Source organism: Paenirhizobium selenitireducens ATCC BAA-1503 (genome assembly GCF_900492185.1).
GTDB classification, from domain to species: domain Bacteria; phylum Pseudomonadota; class Alphaproteobacteria; order Rhizobiales; family Rhizobiaceae; genus Allorhizobium; species Allorhizobium selenitireducens_A.
On sequence record NZ_UEYP01000010.1, the window covers coordinates 112,239 to 128,037 of the forward strand.

Genomic DNA, 15,799 nt, shown 5'->3' on the forward strand with positions numbered 1-15,799 from the left:
CTCCCATGTCGGCTCCCCTCGATATTGACCAGTTGCAGACCTTTGTCGCCATTGTCGACACCGGCAGCTTCACCAAGGCCGCAGGCCGGGTGTTCAAGACGCAGTCGGCCGTGTCGATGCAGATGCGACGGCTGGAGGAGCGGATCGGCAAGCAGCTGTTCATCAAGGACGGCCGTGGCAACCGCCTTTCGGCCGAAGGCGACAAGCTGTTGAACTATGCCCGGCGGATCATCCGGCTGAATTCGGAGGCGATTGCCGCCTTCGACGACAATCGCCTCGAAGGCACGCTTAGGATCGGCACGCCGGACGATTATGCCGACCGCTACATGCCGGAGATCATCGGCCGCTTCGCCAAGACCCATCCGAATGTCGAGCTCTACATCGTCTGCGAGCCGTCGGTCGACCTGGCGGAGAAGATGGCGAAGGGCGAACTCGACATCGCACTGGTCACCCACAATCCGCAGCTCAGAACCTCGGACGTGGTGCGCACCGAGCCGCTCTGCTGGGTCGGTTCCGCCAACCATCCGCTGAAGGACGACGCGCCGGTGCCGCTCGCGGTCGGCCGGCGCGACTGTCAATGGCGCCAGCTCGCCTGCTCGGCCCTCGATGCGGACGGCCGCGACTACCAGATCCTGTTCACCAGCTGGTCGTCGACGGTGGTCGCCGCCGCCGTGCTGGCTGGCATGGCCGTCTCGATCCTGCCGGAATCGGCTCTGAGGACCGGCATGAAGGTGTTGACCCAGAATGACGGTTTCCCGCCGCTTCCGCCGGTACAGATCGGCCTGATGAAGCGGCCCGGGCTTTCCACCTCGCTGATGAACGCGATCACCGACCATATCTCGGCCTGCCTCGACAATATCACGCCGAGCTCGGTGGAGGATGACCTGGAAAGCGACGTGAAGGCGCTGCCGCGCTATTATCCGCGCCTGCGGGCTGGAAACCTGATGCCCGGCTGGTGAGCCAGGCAGGCGCTTAACGACACTCTCATTCGGCAAAGATGGTCGCGTGGATGCTGCGCTTCCATTCGTCGAGAATACGGCGCGCCATCTTGTCGTCGGCGATCATGGCGCGGCGGACGACCGCTCCGGTCAGGTAGACGAACAGCAGGACACGCGTTTCCAGATCGATCTTGCTGCCTTCGGGCAGCAGCGGGCGGAAGATGTCGCAGAGTATGCGTGTCAGTCGCGTCTGATGGTCGGAATTCAGCCGCTGCAGATCCGCGTCGGAAATCGCCGCGAGCCACACCGGCAGGTAGATCGGATCATCGCGGAAGGTGCTGTAGAAGGCGTCCACCGCCGAGCCCATCAGCGCCTCCGCCTCGGCGAGCGATCTCACCGCCGAGAAGACGCGCTCGGCTCCGGTTTCGACCCGCGCCGTGTGCCGGTCGTGCAGGGCCCGGACGATCGCCGCCTTTTCCGGAAAAAACTGGTAGAGCGAACCAATCGGGACGCGAGCCCTCGCGGCCAGATCCGTCATCTTGAGCCTGGCGACGCCCTGTTCGGCGACGAGCGCCGTTGCGGCCTCGAGAATCTGGTCCAGACGCTGGATGCTGCGCTCCTGCTGCGGCTTCTTGCGCAATTGCAGGCGCCCGTCTGGCTTCTTGATGCTCATATCCCCCACCTTGGAACCGACAGCGCGCAAATGTGCCGGCCAGCGCAGCTACACGCGCTTGTATTCCCATTCCTCTAAAAGGAAAGATCGGATCTTAACGATACCTGAAAAGGCCCGGAAGAGTACGCCTGTTAAAAATAAAGCCGGCGCCTCAGTTGTCCAAGGCGCCGGCCCTATTCTGTCCCGCTTATGCTTCCTCGGGGCCGGACATTGCCGACCCCGAGCACGGCGTTCAACCGCGATCAGGCGATATCGAAGCGGTCGGCGTTCATCACCTTGGTCCAGGCGGCGACGAAGTCAGCCACGAACTTCTCCTTGTTGTCGTCCTGGGCATAGACTTCCGCATAGGCACGCAGGATCGAGTTCGAGCCAAGCACGAGGTCGACGCGGGAGGCCGTGTACTTGGTCGCGCCAGACTTGCGGTCGCGGATATCATAGGAGTTGCTGCCGGTCGGGACCCAAGTATAGGCCATGTCCGTCAGGGTGGTGAAGAAGTCGGTGGTGAGCGCGCCAACACGATCGGTGAACACGCCGTGCGCGGTGCCGCCGTAGTTGGTGCCGAGCACGCGCATGCCGCCGATGAGCACGGTCAGTTCCGGGGCGGTGAGCCCCATCAACTGGGCGCGGTCGAGCAGCATTTCCTCGGGGCTGACGACATAGTCCTTCTTCTGCCAGTTGCGGAAACCGTCGGCGAGCGGCTCAAGCACGGCAAAGCCGTCGGCATCGGTCTGCTCGGCGGTGGCGTCGCCACGGCCCGGCACGAAGGGGACCTCGACATCGAAACCGGCCGCCTTTGCCGCCAGTTCGACGCCGACATTGCCGGCCAGAACGATGACGTCGGCAAGGCTTGCGCCGGTCTCAGCGGCGATGCCTTCGAGAACCGAAAGGACCTTGGCGAGGCGAGCGGGCTCATTGCCTTCCCAGTCCTTCTGCGGGGCGAGGCGAATGCGGGCACCATTGGCGCCGCCGCGCTTGTCGGAACCGCGGAAGGTGCGGGCGCTGTCCCAGGCGGTGGAGACCATTTCAGCGATGGTGAGGCCGCTGTTGATGATCTTCGCCTTGGCCGCGACGACGTCGTAATCCGTGCGGCCGGCCGGGATCGGATCCTGCCAGATCAGGTCTTCCGCCGGAATGTCCGGGCCGAAATAGCGCGACTTCGGACCGACGTCGCGGTGGGTCAGCTTGAACCAGGCGCGGGCGAAGACGTCCGAGAAGTAGTCCTGGTCGTCCTTGAATTTCAGCGAAATCTCGCGGTAGATCGGATCGACGCGCAGCGCCATGTCGGCATCGGTCATCATCGGGTTGCGGCGGATCGACGGATCCTCGACGTCGACCGGACGGTCCTGTTCGGCGATGGCGATCGGCTCCCACTGGTGCGCGCCGGCCGGGCTGGTCACCAGATGCCATTCATGCTCGAACAGCATCTTGAAGAAGCCGTTGTCCCACTTGGTCGGCTCACTGGTCCAGGCGCCCTCAAGGCCGGAGACGACGGTATCGCGGCCGATGCCGCGGCCGTGGGTGTTGATCCAGCCGAGGCCCTGGAATTCGGGGCCGGCGGCTTCCGGGTCGGGGCTGAGATTGGCCGGGTTGCCATTACCATGGCACTTGCCGATGGTGTGGCCGCCGGCGGTCAGAGCCACGGTTTCCTCGTCGTTCATGCCCATGCGGGCAAAGGTTTCGCGCATCTGGGCCGCGGTGGCCAGCGGATCTGACTTGCCGTTGACGCCTTCCGGGTTGACGTAGATGAGGCCCATCTGCACGGCGGCGAGCGGGTTTTCCAGCGTGTCCGGCTTGGTCACGTCGCCATAACGGCTATCGCTCGGCGCCAGCCATTCCTTCTCGTCACCCCAGTAGGTGTCCTTTTCCGGATGCCAGATATCCTCGCGACCGAAGGCGAAGCCAAAGGTCTTCAGGCCGGCAACCTCGTAGGCGATCGTGCCGGCGAGCGCGATCAGGTCGGCCCAGGAGATCTTGTTGCCGTACTTCTTCTTGATCGGCCAGAGCAGGCGGCGGCCCTTGTCGGTGTTGACATTGTCCGGCCAGGAGTTGAGCGGCGCGAAACGCTGGTTGCCGGTATTGGCGCCGCCACGGCCGTCGGTGACGCGGTAGGAACCGGCGGCGTGCCAGGTGACGCGGGCCATCATGCCGACATAGGAACCCCAGTCGGCCGGCCACCATTCCTGACTGTCGAGCATCAGCGCGCGCAGATCGGCCTTGAGCGCCTCGACGTCGAGCTTCTTAAGCTCTTCGCGATAGTTGAAGCCCGGGCCGAGCGGATTTGTCTTGGAATCGTGCTGGTGCAAAATGTCGAGATTCAACGCATTCGGCCACCATTCCATGACGGACTGACCCATGGCGGTATTGCCTCCATGCATGACCGGACATTTACCGGTCGATTTCACGTGCTCATTCATACTGGCCTCCTGTTTGTAAAAACGAGTGAACTGGCGCCACCATCGGGGAAAAGTTCCATAATTTCCAATTGTATTTCATGTGATTCTCGATAGGATCTTCCTATCATGATTACCATACGTCAAATGCGTTATTTCGAGGCGCTGGCCGCAACCCTGCATTTCGGCCGGGCTGCCGAAATGGTGCATGTCAGCCAGCCGGCACTGTCCGCCCAGATCATGGAAATGGAAAAGCACCTCGGGGTCAAACTGGTGGAGCGCACCCGCTCCAACACGCTTTTGACCGACAAGGGCCACGAGATCCTGACCCATGCGCGCACGGTGCTGGCAGCCGTGGATCGGCTGGAGGAAGCCGCCCGGCGCTCGTCCGGCACACTGGAGGGGCTGCTCAGGCTCGGCATCATTCCGACGGTCGCGCCCTATCTCGTGCCGAAAATGGTTCCCTTTCTCAGGCGCGAGCATCCGCTGATCGAAATCGAGCTGAAGGAGGCGGTAACCGACCGGCTCCTCGTCGACCTGGCCGAGGGCAGGCTGGACGCGATCATTGCCGCCATCCCGATCGATATGGACAGCGTCGTGGCGAAGAGCCTGTTTGTCGACCGTTTCTACATGGCGATGTCCGCCAATGAGAGCGATGTCCTGCTGTCTCCCATGACGGAGACGGAAGTCGATCCCGAACGCCTGCTGCTGCTTGAAGAAGGCCATTGCCTGCGCGAGCAGGCGCTGTCCGTCTGCAAGGCGGCGAGCAAGCGCAGCCTCGTCAACTTCGGCGCCACCTCGATGACCACGCTGCTGCAGATGGTGTCGAACGACATGGGCATGACGCTGATCCCGGAACTGGCGATCGAGACCGAGACGGCGCGAACGCCGATCCGCATCGTGCCCTTTACAGAGCCCGCGCCAAGCCGGGAGATCGGGTTGATCTGGCGTCGTTCAAGCCCGCGCCGGGCCGACATGGAGGCCCTGGCCGAGGCGATCATCGCCAGCCGCCAGAAAGCGATCGCGCCCCGGCTTGCAAACCAGCTGTCCGGCAATGCCCGGTTATAGGAAAATCTCGGCTTTCATATAGCGCGGCCGGGACCGACCTGCCCATTTTTGGGCTGGGCACTCAAGCCGCCGCCAAAGCGAGCAGGCTTCATTGCGACAGCTCAGAAAAACAGCCTAAGGTCCGGTCTGCCAAATGACCTTCGGAGGTAACATGCGTTCGGCGTCGGGTTCACAACTGCCTTCCACACGGCTCAGCGCGATCGTCTGCGCCCTTGCCCTCTGCCTTGCTCCCCTTTCACCGGCTTTGGCTGACGAGGCCGAGGTCGACCAGCAGATCGACAACCTGCTCGGCGATCATTCCATCTTCAAGACCACGATCCTGGACCTGCAGGAACGCGTTGCCAACGAGGATTCCATCGCGTTCTCCGCCTTCGTCGACTATCCGATCACCGTGACCGTCAAGGGTGAGCGCCAGACGATCCGGTCGGCGGAGGAATTCGAGCCGCTCTACCACGACATCGTCACGCCGGAGATCGCCGATGTGATCGTCAGCCAGGACTATGGCAGCCTGTTCGTCAACGGCGACGGCATCATGTTCGGCGACGGCCAGGTGTGGATGAACGGCATCTGCCTCGATGATGCCTGCAGTGAGATGGAAGCCCGGATCATCACCATCCAGGCAGCCGAATAGAAGGCGGTCCTGGAGCTTTGAATGACAAGGGCGGCGCGGAAATCCGCGCCGCCCTTTGTCTTGGCATGATGATCCTGTCGATCAGGCGAGATCGAGCACGATACGGCCGTCGATCTTGCCCGCTTCCATGCGATGGAAGATGTCGTTGATGTTCTCGATCTTGTCCCACGAGAAGTGCGAGGCAACCTTGCCCTCGCCGGCGAAGACCAGCGATTCCTCGAGATCCTGACGCGTGCCGACGATCGAGCCGCGCACCGTAATGCGCTTCAGCACGGTCTCAAACACCGGCAGCGAAATGAAGCCCGGCGGCAGGCCGACGAGAGCCATGGTGCCCTTGGAGCGCAGGAAACCGTAAGCCTGTTCCATGGCCTTGGGCGAGACGGCCGTGACAAGCGCGCCATGCACGCCGCCGGTCGCCTTCTGCACCTGTTCGATGGCGTCCTTGGCCGTGCCGTTGACGACGATGTCGGCGCCGAGGTCCGTGGCGAGCTTCAGCTTGTCTTCATGGATGTCGGCGGCGACGACATGCATGCCCATCGCCTTGGCATATTGCACCGCCATGTGGCCAAGCCCGCCAATGCCGGAAATGACGACCCATTCGCCGGGGCGCACCTCGGTTTCTTTCAGGCCCTTGTAGACGGTGACGCCGGCGCACAGCACCGGGGCCGCCGGGCCGAATTCGAGATTGTCCGGCAGGCGGCCGACGAAGTCCGGGTCGGCCAGGCCATATTGGGCAAAGGTGCCGTTCACCGAATAGCCGGTGTTCTGCTGGCTGCCGCAAAGGGTTTCCCAGCCGGTGCGGCAGGGCGAGCAGCAGCCGCAGGCGGTGTGCAGCCACGGAACGCCTACGCGGTCGCCTTCCTTGATGCGGGAAACGCCGGCACCGAGCTTGGCGACGTAGCCGACGCCTTCGTGGCCGGGAATGAAGGGCGGATTGGGCTTGACCGGCCAGTCGCCGTTGGCGGCGTGCAGGTCGGTGTGGCAAACGCCGGTGGCTTCATACTTGACGAGGATCTGGCCCGGCCCCGGCTCCGGGACTGCCCATTCCTCAATTACCAGCGGCTTGCCGAATTCACGGACGACGGCGGCTTTCATCATCTGAGCCATGCGGGTCTCCTCAATTGCGTCAAGGTCGGACGAGCCCGGCACTGGGCGTGTCGACCACACTCGCGGGCAGGTTACACGTCCAGGACGAAGTGAAATTGACACGCATCAATTGTAGAAACGCTATGCATGGAGAGGCGTCGCACATTTGCGACACCTGTGCTGTGCCCGGCATGCTGCATTGCGAAGCTACAGGAGCGATGCCTTGAGGAATGCGACTGTGCGCGACCAGGCAAGGTCCGCTGCGGCCTTGTCGTAGCGGGCGGCAGAGGTATCGTTGTTGAAGGCGTGGTTGACGCCGTCATAGACATGGATCTCGAAGCTCTTGCTGTTCTTCTCCAGCGCCGCCTTGTAGGCGTCGATACCGGCATTGATGCGCTCGTCGAGGCCGGCATAGTGCAGCATCAGCGGCGCCTTGATGTTCGGCACATCTTTCGCCGGCGGCTGGGAGCCGTAATAGGCGACGCCGGCGCCAAGCTCCGACGAGGCGACCGCCATGCGGTTGACCATGCCGCCGCCCCAGCAGAAGCCGATCGCGCCGACCTTGCCGTTAACCTCTTCATGCGCCGCCAGGAAAGCCCGCGTCGCCTCGCCATTGGCAACCGCCGCACCCATGTCGAGGGTCGAGAACATTTCGCGCGCCTTGTCCTCGTTTTCGGGCGTTCCGCCCTGGGGCGAGAGAAAATCGGGCGCCAGTGCCACGAAGCCCTCAAGCGCCATGCGGCGCGCGACATCGCGGATATGCGGATTGAGGCCGCGATTCTCGTGGATGACGATCACGCCGGGCAATTTTCCGGCAGCATCCTTAGGGACGACGAGATAGCCCTTCATTTGCCCGCCGGCGCCCGGATAGGTGATCTCGTCGCTCGTCAGCCGCTCATCGCTGTCCTCGACGATGGCGGCGCGCGCCTGGTTTGCCGAAAGCAGAGGGGCGATGGCGGCAGCCGCCGCGCCGGAGCCGGCCAGCAGGCTGAGCTTTTCCATGAAGCGGCGGCGATCGAGCGTCAGGTGGGTGTATTCGTCATAGGCGTCGATCATCGCCTGCGTAATCGTGGGCTTTGTCATGATGACCTCTCTTGTGAACGGTAAGCGCCTTCACCTGCGAAGGAACGCCTGACGGCAGGATAGGTCAGCTTGCCGCCGTGGCGGCTACACAAGTCCGTTACCGTTTTGCGCCGGCCCTGCCGAACAGGACGAGCCGCAAGACGAGGAGGATGGAAACCGCCAGCAGCGCGAACTTGACGCGCGAGATCCACGGCAGGATTCCAGGAAGGTTCAGCGCGGCCCATTCGCCCGGCGTGGCCGGCGGGAAATAGGTCAGAAAACCGATGTTCTCCGCATAGTCGACAAGGCCATAGAGAAAGGGCAGAAGGCAGAGAAGCCGGGCATGGCGGGCGTCGAGCCGCCGACCGTAAAGCACGGCGCGCGGCGCGAAGCCGCGCAGCAGAAGGCAAAGAGCAAGCGTGACGGCGAGCGGCAGGACCAGGTCCGGGCCGAGATACATGAAGCGCAGAAGTTCTCGCGCTTCCACCCGCGCCGGATCGGACAGCGCCGTGCCCAAGGCGACGACCGCCTCGGCGTCGTAACCGGACAGGCGGGCATCGAGAAAGCCCCCTGCCCCGCTCAGGCGGGCGAATTCCGGGTCGAGACTCCACACCATCCAGGCGAGGAGCGCGGCCGAAACAGCGAGCAGCAAGGCGATCATCGTGTTCCGGCCCATTGGCTGCTCCCCCGCCTCGACAAAGACTTATGCCCCGCCCGGATAGTTCGGGCTTTCGCGGGTGATCGTCACGCCATGCGGATGGCTTTCGCGCAGGCCTGCACCGGAAATGCGCACGAAGGTCGCCTTTTCCTGAAAATCCTTGATGTCCTTGCCGCCGACATAGCCCATGGCGGCCTTTAGACCGCCGGCGAGCTGATGCAGCACGGCCGAGACGGGACCCTTGTAGGGAACCTGGCCTTCGATGCCTTCCGGGACGAGCTTCAGCGTGTCACGCACTTCCGCCTGGAAGTAGCGGTCCGCCGAGCCGCGCGCCATGGCACCGACCGAGCCCATGCCGCGATAGGCCTTGAAGGAACGGCCCTGGTAGAGATAGACCTCGCCCGGGCTTTCGTCGGTGCCGGCCAGCAGCGAGCCGACCATGACGGCCGACGCGCCGGCGGCAATCGCCTTGGCCACATCGCCGGAGAATTTCAGCCCGCCGTCGGCGATGACCGGGATGCCATGCTTGTTGGCTTCCTCGACAGCCGCCATGACGGCTGCCAGCTGCGGTACGCCGACGCCGGCGACGATACGGGTTGTGCAGATCGAGCCCGGTCCGATGCCGACCTTGACGCAATCGGCGCCGGCATCGATCAGGGCGCGGGTGCCCTCGCCGGTCGCGACATTGCCGGCGATGATACGAACCGCGTTCGACATCTTCTTCACCTCGGCAACCGCGTCGAGAACCTTCTGGCTGTGCCCGTGGGCGGTGTCGACGACGATGACGTCGACGCCGGCCTCGATCAGGCGCTCGGCGCGCTCGCGGCCGTCGTCACCGGTCGAGATGGCGGCGGCGACCCGCAGGCGGCCCTGGGCATCCTTGGCGGCATTCGGATTGAGCTGCGACTTCTCGATGTCCTTGACGGTGATCAGGCCGACGCAGCGGCCTTCATTGTCGACGACGACAAGCTTCTCGATGCGGTGCGAGTGCAGGAGGCGCTTGGCCTCCTGCTGGTCGACGCCGTCCCTGACGGTGATCAGGTTTTCGCGCGTCATCAACTCGTAGATCTTCTGGGCCGGATCGGAGGCAAAGCGCACGTCGCGGTTGGTCAGAATGCCGACGAGGCGGCCCGGGCGGCTGGTGCCCTCGACCACCGGGATGCCGGAAATCCCATGGGCGCTCATCAGCGCCTTGGCCTCGGCGAGCGTCGCTTCCGGGCCGATGGTGACCGGATTGACGACCATGCCGCTTTCGAACTTCTTGACCTGGCGGACTTCCTCGGCCTGCTCGACCGGGGTGAGGTTGCGATGGATGACGCCCATCCCGCCCGACTGCGCCATGGCGATCGCCAGGCGGCTTTCGGTGACCGTATCCATGGCCGAGGACAGGATCGGCAGCGACAGGTCGATGTCTTTTGCGATGCGGGTGGAGATATTGGTCTGACCCGGCATGATTTCCGAGTGCCCCGGCTGAAGCAGGACATCGTCGAAGGTGAGCGCTTCCGCGCCGGTTGCCGAGATTACGATCCGTGCCATTGCCAATTCCCTTCGGTTGAATAGGCAGAATCCGCCGGCAAAAAGGAAATTTTTCCCCGGGCGCTCCTGCATGAAATGCTTGGAAGTTGGCGAGGGCAGGTAACACGTTCATGACGGGAAGGGAATAGAAAAACGACCGGAGACGATCTGTCCACGTTTCTATGGCCGGATGCGGGCGCCAGAGGGGGCTCCTCCCCTTGCGGGAGAGGAGCCCGACCGCTCAGATGTCGAATTGATAGCTCTTCGGCACGTAGCGATAGCCGGTATCGAGTTTCTCGACATAACCGACGGCCGGGAAAGGCATGTGATAGCCGATGAATGCCAGCTTGTCGGTGGCGATCATGTCGAACACGCGCTTGCGGGTTTCAGCCGCCGCCGCCTTGTCCATGTCGAACTTCACCTCCCACTCCGGGCGCTGCAAGGAGAGGACGAAATGGTTCGCCGTGTCGGCGGCCAGCACCAGTTGGCGCCCCTCGGATTCCAGCCGATAGATCATGTGGCCGGGCGAATGGCCGAATGCCGCCATGCCAGTGATCCCGCCGACCACGTCGCCGCCGTCCCCGATGAAGGTCATCTTCTCGGCCAGCGGCTTCACATTGGCGAGCACGCCCTTGTGGCCGCCTTCGGCCGGAGTACCGGCGCGCGCCGGATCGACCCAGAAGTCGTATTCCGCCTGGCCTGTGACATAGCGGGCGTTCGGAAATGCCGGCTTTCCGCCTTCCATCAGTCCACCGATGTGATCGCCGTGCATGTGGGTGATGACGACGATCGTCACGTCCTCGCGCTTGTAACCGGCAGCCGTCAGGCCTTCGACCAGCCGGCCAAGACCATTGGCCCGCCCGCCCTCGCCAAGGCCGGTGTCGAACAGGATGACCTCGGAGCCGGTATTGACCAGCACCGGAGCGAAGCTGTTGACGAAATTCTCGGCCGGAAGGAAGTTCGCCTCAAGCAGTTCGCCGATCGCCTCCGGCGTCTGGTTGGTGCCGAAGGTCTCCTGCGGCTTGCCCGAGGCGCGCGCGCCGTCCTTGACCACCACGACCTCGAAATTGCCGAGCTTGAAGCGATGGGTTTCCGGCGGCATGGCATGGTCGATGCTCATAGCCGTATCGGCGCCTTGCGCGATGGCTGCCCGCGTCATCAGCGACGGCGCAGCCAGCGCCAGGCCCGCCCCGCCCAGAAGTAAGCGTCTGTTGATCTCGATCATCGTCGTCTCCTCTTGTCCTGCCCATTCGATCCGCACCGTCGCGGATGTCCGAGGCTGGAGATAGACGTGGGGCGAACAAGGGAAAGGCCTTTCACCAAGACGTGATCTGCCACGCCCCGGGCGCGCGTCAGGCATTGGCAGGCGGGGCGCGAGGCGCTAAACCGTCGAGCCAGCCGCCCTCGCGCGCGCCGCACCGATTGCAATCCAGCCAGACGAAACCCGATGAACCGCATAGTCCCGCTCATCCTCGCCGTGGCGCTTTTCATGGAGCAGATGGATTCGACCGTGATCGCCACCGCGCTGCCGGCGATCGCCGCCGATCTCGGCGTCGGACCGATCACGCTCAAGCTGGCACTCACCTCCTACATGGTGGCGCTTGCCATCTTCATTCCGGTCAGCGGCTGGATGGCCGACCGCTACGGCGCGAAGAAGATCTTCCGCATAGCGATCATGGTCTTCGTCGTCGGCTCGATCCTCTGCGCCGTGTCGGGCTCTCTTCTTGCCTTCATCGCCGCCCGCTTCCTGCAGGGCATGGGCGGAGCGATGATGACACCGGTCGGACGGCTAGTGCTTTTGCGCACCACCAAGCGCAGCGAACTCGTTTCGGCCATGGCGCTCCTGACCATACCGGCGCTGGTCGGACCGCTCACCGGACCGCCGGTCGGAGGCTTCATCACCACCTATTTCTCCTGGCACTGGATCTTCCTGATCAACGTGCCGATCGGCTTCTTGGGTGTCTGGCTCGCGACGATCTACCTTCCAGACGTGCCGCCAGTCGAAACCGCGCCGATCGACCTCAAGGGCTTCCTCTACACCGCTATCGCCGCCTCTGGCATTGTGTTCGGCCTGTCGGTGATGAGCCTGCCGGCGTTGCCGATCGGGATCGGCATCGGCGCCACCGTTATCGGATTCTTTGCCGCCGTCCTTTACCTGATCCATGCGCGGCGCTATCCGAGTCCCTTGCTCGATCTCGCCCTCTTCCGTAACGCGGCCTTTCGTATCTCGGCGCTCAGCGGTTCGATCTTTCGCATCGCCGCCGGTGCGATCCCGTTCCTGATGCCGCTGATGCTGCAATTGGGTTTCGGCATGACGCCGTTCGAATCCGGCCTCGTCACCTTCATCGGTGCGATCGGCGCGATCACCACCAAGGTCCTGGCGCGCCGCGTCTTCGCCGCCGCCGGCTTCCGCAGCGTGCTGATCATCGCTGCGATCACCGGCGCCGCCACCACGGCGGCTAATGCCTTCTTCACACCGGCAACGCCCGTCCTCGTCATCATGGGGGTCCTGCTGATGGCGGGCTTCTGCCGCTCGTTCTTCTTTACCGGCATCAATTCGCTCGGCTATGCGGAGATCGACGACCGGCAGGCGAGCCAGGCGACCTCGATGAGTTCGGTGTTGCAGCAGATCAGCCTGGCGCTCGGCGTGGCGGTCGCGGCCGCCATCCTCGAGGGCAGCACGGCCTTTCATGGCCGCGCTTTGTCGCTTGCCGATTTCCACCTCGCCTTCGCGGTGGTGGCGGGCCTTTCGCTCGTCGCGGTGATCCCGCTGATCGGCCTGGCGCGCCATGCCGGCTCGGCCGTTTCCGGCCATGGCCGGCGCGCCGCGCTGAGCGAGGATGTGCCGGTCAAATAGAGCCGGTTATTCGCCCGCGATCTCGCGCTCATCCCGGGCTTCGGCGTCGTTCGCCTCGTCCTCCCGAGCGTCGCCATCCTTCGAAGCCGCGGCCTTCCGTCCCTTGAAGCCTTTGGCGAGCAGGAACATTTCGACCGATTCGGCCCGCGACGAGCCCGGCTTGATATGCACGACCTGGCGAAAATTCTGCTTCAGGAGGTTGAGCAGATCCCGCTCCGTGCCGCCCTGGAAGGTCTTGGCGAGGAAATGGCCGCCCTCGGCCAGGACCTCGATGGCGAAATGAGCCGCCACCTCGCACAGGTGCATGGTGCGGATATGATCGGTTTTCTGGTGCCCGGTGGTGGGGGCCGCCATGTCGGAGATCACCACGTCCGGCGTGCCACCGACCGCCTCGATCAGCAGGCGCGGCGCTTCCGGGTCGAGGAAGTCGAGCTGCAGGATCTTGACCCCCGGCAGCTGCGTCATCTCCAGGAAGTCGATGGCCGCGACACGGATGTCGTCATCGGTCGAACCTGTGACATTGGCGGCGATCTGCGACCAGCTGCCCGGCGCGGCCCCGAGGTCGATGATGCGCTTCGCGCCCTTTAGGATATGGTGCTTCTCGTCGATCTCGAGCAGCTTGAAGGCGGCGCGCGCGCGGTAGCCTTCGAGCCTGGCCCGCTGGACGTACGGGTCGTTGATGTGGCGCTCGAGCCAACGCCTCGACGACGCCTTGAGCTTGCCCTTCTTGACCTTCTGTCCGAGCTTGCGCCCGGTGCGGTTGCCCCCGATCGGTGGCTTTGTCATGGTCAGCGCTCCCTGTCGTACGGTGGACGGCGGCGATTTCTGCGCCAGACCCCGTCGTCGGCCATCATGTCGGTCAACAATCCCTCGCGCAGCCCGCGGTCGGCGACGCGCATGCGGTTAGACGGCCAGCGTCGGCGGATCGCCTCGAGGATCGCGCAGCCGGCGAGAACGAGGTCGGCGCGGTCCGGCCCGATGCACGGATTGGCCGCCCGGCCGGCAAAATCCCAGGACAGGAGCTTCGCCTGCATGGCCGAGACCTCGTCATCCGACAGCCACAGGCCATCGACCTTGCGCCGGTCGTAGCGCGGCAGATCGAGATGAACGCCGGCCAGCGTCGTCACCGTGCCCGAGGTGCCGATCAGGTGGAAATCCTCCGGCGGACGGCCGGAATTGTCAGTGAGCGGCGGGCAGTCGAAACGGGCGAGCATGCCCTCGACTTCCCTTGTCATCGCCTCGAAGATCTCCGGCGTGACATGCTGCCCGCCATGACGCTCCGAGAGCGTGACGACGCCGACCGGCAGCGAGGTCCAGTGGGTGATGTGGTTGGCCAGCCGGCTGGAGCGGTTCTCGCCGATCGAGATTACCGCGATCTCGGACGAGCCGCCGCCGATGTCGAACAGCACGACGGAGCGGGCCTCGCGTCCGACGAGCGAAGAGCAGCCGGACACGGCGAGCCTGGCCTCGGTCTCGCGGTTGATGATTTCCAGCTCCAGCCCGGTCTCGACCAGAACGCGAGAGAGAAACTCCTCCCCGTTTTCCGCCGAGCGGCAGGCCTCGGTGGCGATCAGCCGCATGCGACGGATGTCGCGGCCCGACAGCTTGGCGGCGCAGACCTTGAGCGCGTCCACGGCGCGGTCCATCGCCTCAGCCGAGAGCCGCCCCTGGCTGCCGAGCCCCTCGCCGAGGCGCACGATGCGCGAAAAGGCATCGACGACGCGGAACTGGCCCGGCCGGGTCGGCTGGGCGATCAGCAGGCGGCAATTGTTGGTACCCAGATCAAGCGCGGCATAGAGATCGTCCGGCCATGGCTCTGCACCAGACTGCGGGCGGAAGCGCTCGTTGGCGCTCGCCCCCCGGCGCGCACCCTGCGCGTGATGGATGTTGTGCCCGGACGGCGGTGAAACAGGTGCTGCGGCGGATTTGGCCGCCTGGACCGGAGCGGCGGGCGCGAGCGGACGTCCCTGGGGACCGCGTCCGCCACGATTGCGACGGCGCTTCTTGCCCGGCTTGACATCGCCGGGCGGGGCAGCTGCCCCAGCGGCGACCGGCCGCGACGGCAAGGCCGGCGAGACGCTTTGCATAACCGCGGACGAGGCTTCGGGCGACCGGCTACGCCGCCGCCGTTTGCGCTTGCGGACCGGGCCTTCGGGCGCGTCTAGATCGGGGTGTCGCGACGCTTGCGGCTCGATCGCCACCGCCTCCAAAGCCGAAACGGCAACGCCCGAATGATTCGGTGTGCCCTTCCTGGCCTTGCCGCGCCGGCGGGATCCACCGCCCTTGCGCCTACCCGTCGACGCCCCCTCGCTTGGCGGCTTGGAGCCGCGATCGGGGTCTGTCACTGAACTTTTCCGTTGCACCGCGCAAGGCCCGGATGGGCATGCCGCTGGCGCCATGTTCGATTTTCGTTGGAAAAATAATATCAGCGCCCGGCGTTTTAGCCAAACTGTTTTTAGAGCCCCCGCGAACGGAGGCGCGCGCCGCCTTCGCCCACTCTGAAGCGGACGCACCACTGGTCATCCGAAGCACGCAACGGCGCCCCCAAAGGAACATTCCACGGTTGATCATTTTTTTTCAAAACAGCTATTTGCAAGTGCCCGGCTTTTGTTTATAAGCCCGCCTCACCGACGGGTCGCGCAAGCCGCGACCCACTGCTGGGGAATAGTTCAACGGTAGAACGACGGACTCTGACTCCGTTAATCTTGGTTCGAATCCAGGTTCCCCAGCCAATCTCTTCCAAACAATTGATCTACCTCCATTATTGCTCATTGGCCTCCTTCAATGTTGAGGTTGACCTGAGACCCAATCTTCCTCCAGTTTTCGGGAGAGTCTTGGGTTTTTAATCTGGCCTCATGCGGCCTGTTTTTCCATAGCCATTTTCATTGCGAACTCGCTGGGGGTGATATTGCCCAGCGACG

At 64.1% G+C, this 15,799-nt stretch carries 13 protein-coding genes and 1 tRNA gene; 5 read left to right on the forward strand and 9 right to left on the reverse strand.

Features of this window, described 5'->3' with window-relative positions:
- The first annotated feature begins 5 nt into the window (after nt 1–5).
- Complete coding sequence (locus RHIZ70P_RS16530; RefSeq protein WP_115671578.1) at nt 6–959, forward strand: LysR substrate-binding domain-containing protein; 954 nt, start codon at nt 6–8, stop codon at nt 957–959.
- 25 nt (nt 960–984) lie between these two features.
- Here the strand turns inward: RHIZ70P_RS16530 and RHIZ70P_RS16535 are convergent, their stop codons facing one another.
- Together RHIZ70P_RS16535 and katG are read right to left on the reverse strand one after the other, a co-directional pair.
- The gene (locus RHIZ70P_RS16535) at nt 985–1,611 is read right to left on the reverse strand and encodes a TetR/AcrR family transcriptional regulator (RefSeq protein WP_115671579.1); all 627 of its coding nucleotides are present in this window, start codon (nt 1,609–1,611) and stop codon (nt 985–987) included.
- A 242-nt stretch (nt 1,612–1,853) separates the two neighbouring features.
- Nucleotides 1,854–4,025 carry a catalase/peroxidase HPI gene (gene katG, locus RHIZ70P_RS16540; protein ID WP_115671580.1) on the reverse strand — a complete coding sequence of 724 codons (2,172 nt, stop codon included), beginning with the start codon at nt 4,023–4,025 and terminating at the stop codon, nt 1,854–1,856.
- Nucleotides 4,026–4,130: 105 nt separating this feature from the next.
- On the opposite strand from katG, the gene RHIZ70P_RS16545 reads away from it, so the two are divergent.
- A complete protein-coding gene (locus RHIZ70P_RS16545; RefSeq protein WP_115671581.1) occupies nt 4,131–5,069 on the forward strand; it encodes a hydrogen peroxide-inducible genes activator in 939 nt (312 codons plus the stop codon).
- A 151-nt stretch (nt 5,070–5,220) separates the two neighbouring features.
- Complete coding sequence (locus tag RHIZ70P_RS16550; protein WP_147294013.1) at nt 5,221–5,700, forward strand: hypothetical protein; 480 nt, start codon at nt 5,221–5,223, stop codon at nt 5,698–5,700.
- Nucleotides 5,701–5,781: 81 nt separating this feature from the next.
- Here RHIZ70P_RS16550 and adhP read toward each other — a convergent pair whose 3' ends face one another.
- The 5 genes from adhP to RHIZ70P_RS16575 all read right to left on the reverse strand — a co-directional run bounded on the left by adhP (nt 5,782) and on the right by RHIZ70P_RS16575 (nt 11,246).
- The gene (gene adhP / locus RHIZ70P_RS16555; protein ID WP_115671583.1) at nt 5,782–6,807 is read right to left on the reverse strand and encodes an alcohol dehydrogenase AdhP; all 1,026 of its coding nucleotides are present in this window, start codon (nt 6,805–6,807) and stop codon (nt 5,782–5,784) included.
- A 186-nt stretch (nt 6,808–6,993) separates the two neighbouring features.
- Nucleotides 6,994–7,869, reverse strand: coding sequence for a dienelactone hydrolase family protein (locus tag RHIZ70P_RS16560; protein WP_115671584.1), 876 nt, complete (start codon nt 7,867–7,869; stop codon nt 6,994–6,996).
- Between the two features lie 97 nt (nt 7,870–7,966).
- On the reverse strand, nt 7,967–8,524 hold the full coding sequence (locus tag RHIZ70P_RS16565) for a hypothetical protein (protein ID WP_115671585.1): 558 nt from the start codon (nt 8,522–8,524) through the stop codon (nt 7,967–7,969).
- A 27-nt stretch (nt 8,525–8,551) separates the two neighbouring features.
- Nucleotides 8,552–10,042: an IMP dehydrogenase gene (gene guaB / locus RHIZ70P_RS16570; RefSeq protein WP_115671586.1), complete on the reverse strand. Its 1,491-nt coding sequence runs from the start codon at nt 10,040–10,042 to the stop codon at nt 8,552–8,554.
- A 220-nt stretch (nt 10,043–10,262) separates the two neighbouring features.
- The gene (locus RHIZ70P_RS16575; RefSeq protein WP_181904046.1) at nt 10,263–11,246 is read right to left on the reverse strand and encodes an MBL fold metallo-hydrolase; all 984 of its coding nucleotides are present in this window, start codon (nt 11,244–11,246) and stop codon (nt 10,263–10,265) included.
- Between the two features lie 222 nt (nt 11,247–11,468).
- Between RHIZ70P_RS16575 and RHIZ70P_RS16580 the strand changes: the two genes are divergently transcribed.
- Nucleotides 11,469–12,878, forward strand: coding sequence for a DHA2 family efflux MFS transporter permease subunit (locus RHIZ70P_RS16580; protein ID WP_115671587.1), 1,410 nt, complete (start codon nt 11,469–11,471; stop codon nt 12,876–12,878).
- 6 nt (nt 12,879–12,884) lie between these two features.
- On the opposite strand, the gene RHIZ70P_RS16585 is transcribed toward RHIZ70P_RS16580, so the two are convergent.
- Both RHIZ70P_RS16585 and RHIZ70P_RS16590 read right to left on the reverse strand, forming a co-directional pair.
- Complete coding sequence (locus RHIZ70P_RS16585; RefSeq protein ID WP_115671588.1) at nt 12,885–13,664, reverse strand: RlmE family RNA methyltransferase; 780 nt, start codon at nt 13,662–13,664, stop codon at nt 12,885–12,887.
- A 2-nt stretch (nt 13,665–13,666) separates the two neighbouring features.
- Nucleotides 13,667–15,277: a Ppx/GppA phosphatase family protein gene (locus RHIZ70P_RS16590; RefSeq protein ID WP_419178307.1), complete on the reverse strand. Its 1,611-nt coding sequence runs from the start codon at nt 15,275–15,277 to the stop codon at nt 13,667–13,669.
- A gap of 259 nt (nt 15,278–15,536) precedes the next feature.
- On the opposite strand from RHIZ70P_RS16590, the gene RHIZ70P_RS16595 reads away from it, so the two are divergent.
- Nucleotides 15,537–15,610, forward strand: a tRNA-Gln gene (locus tag RHIZ70P_RS16595).
- Nucleotides 15,611–15,799 lie beyond the last annotated feature (189 nt).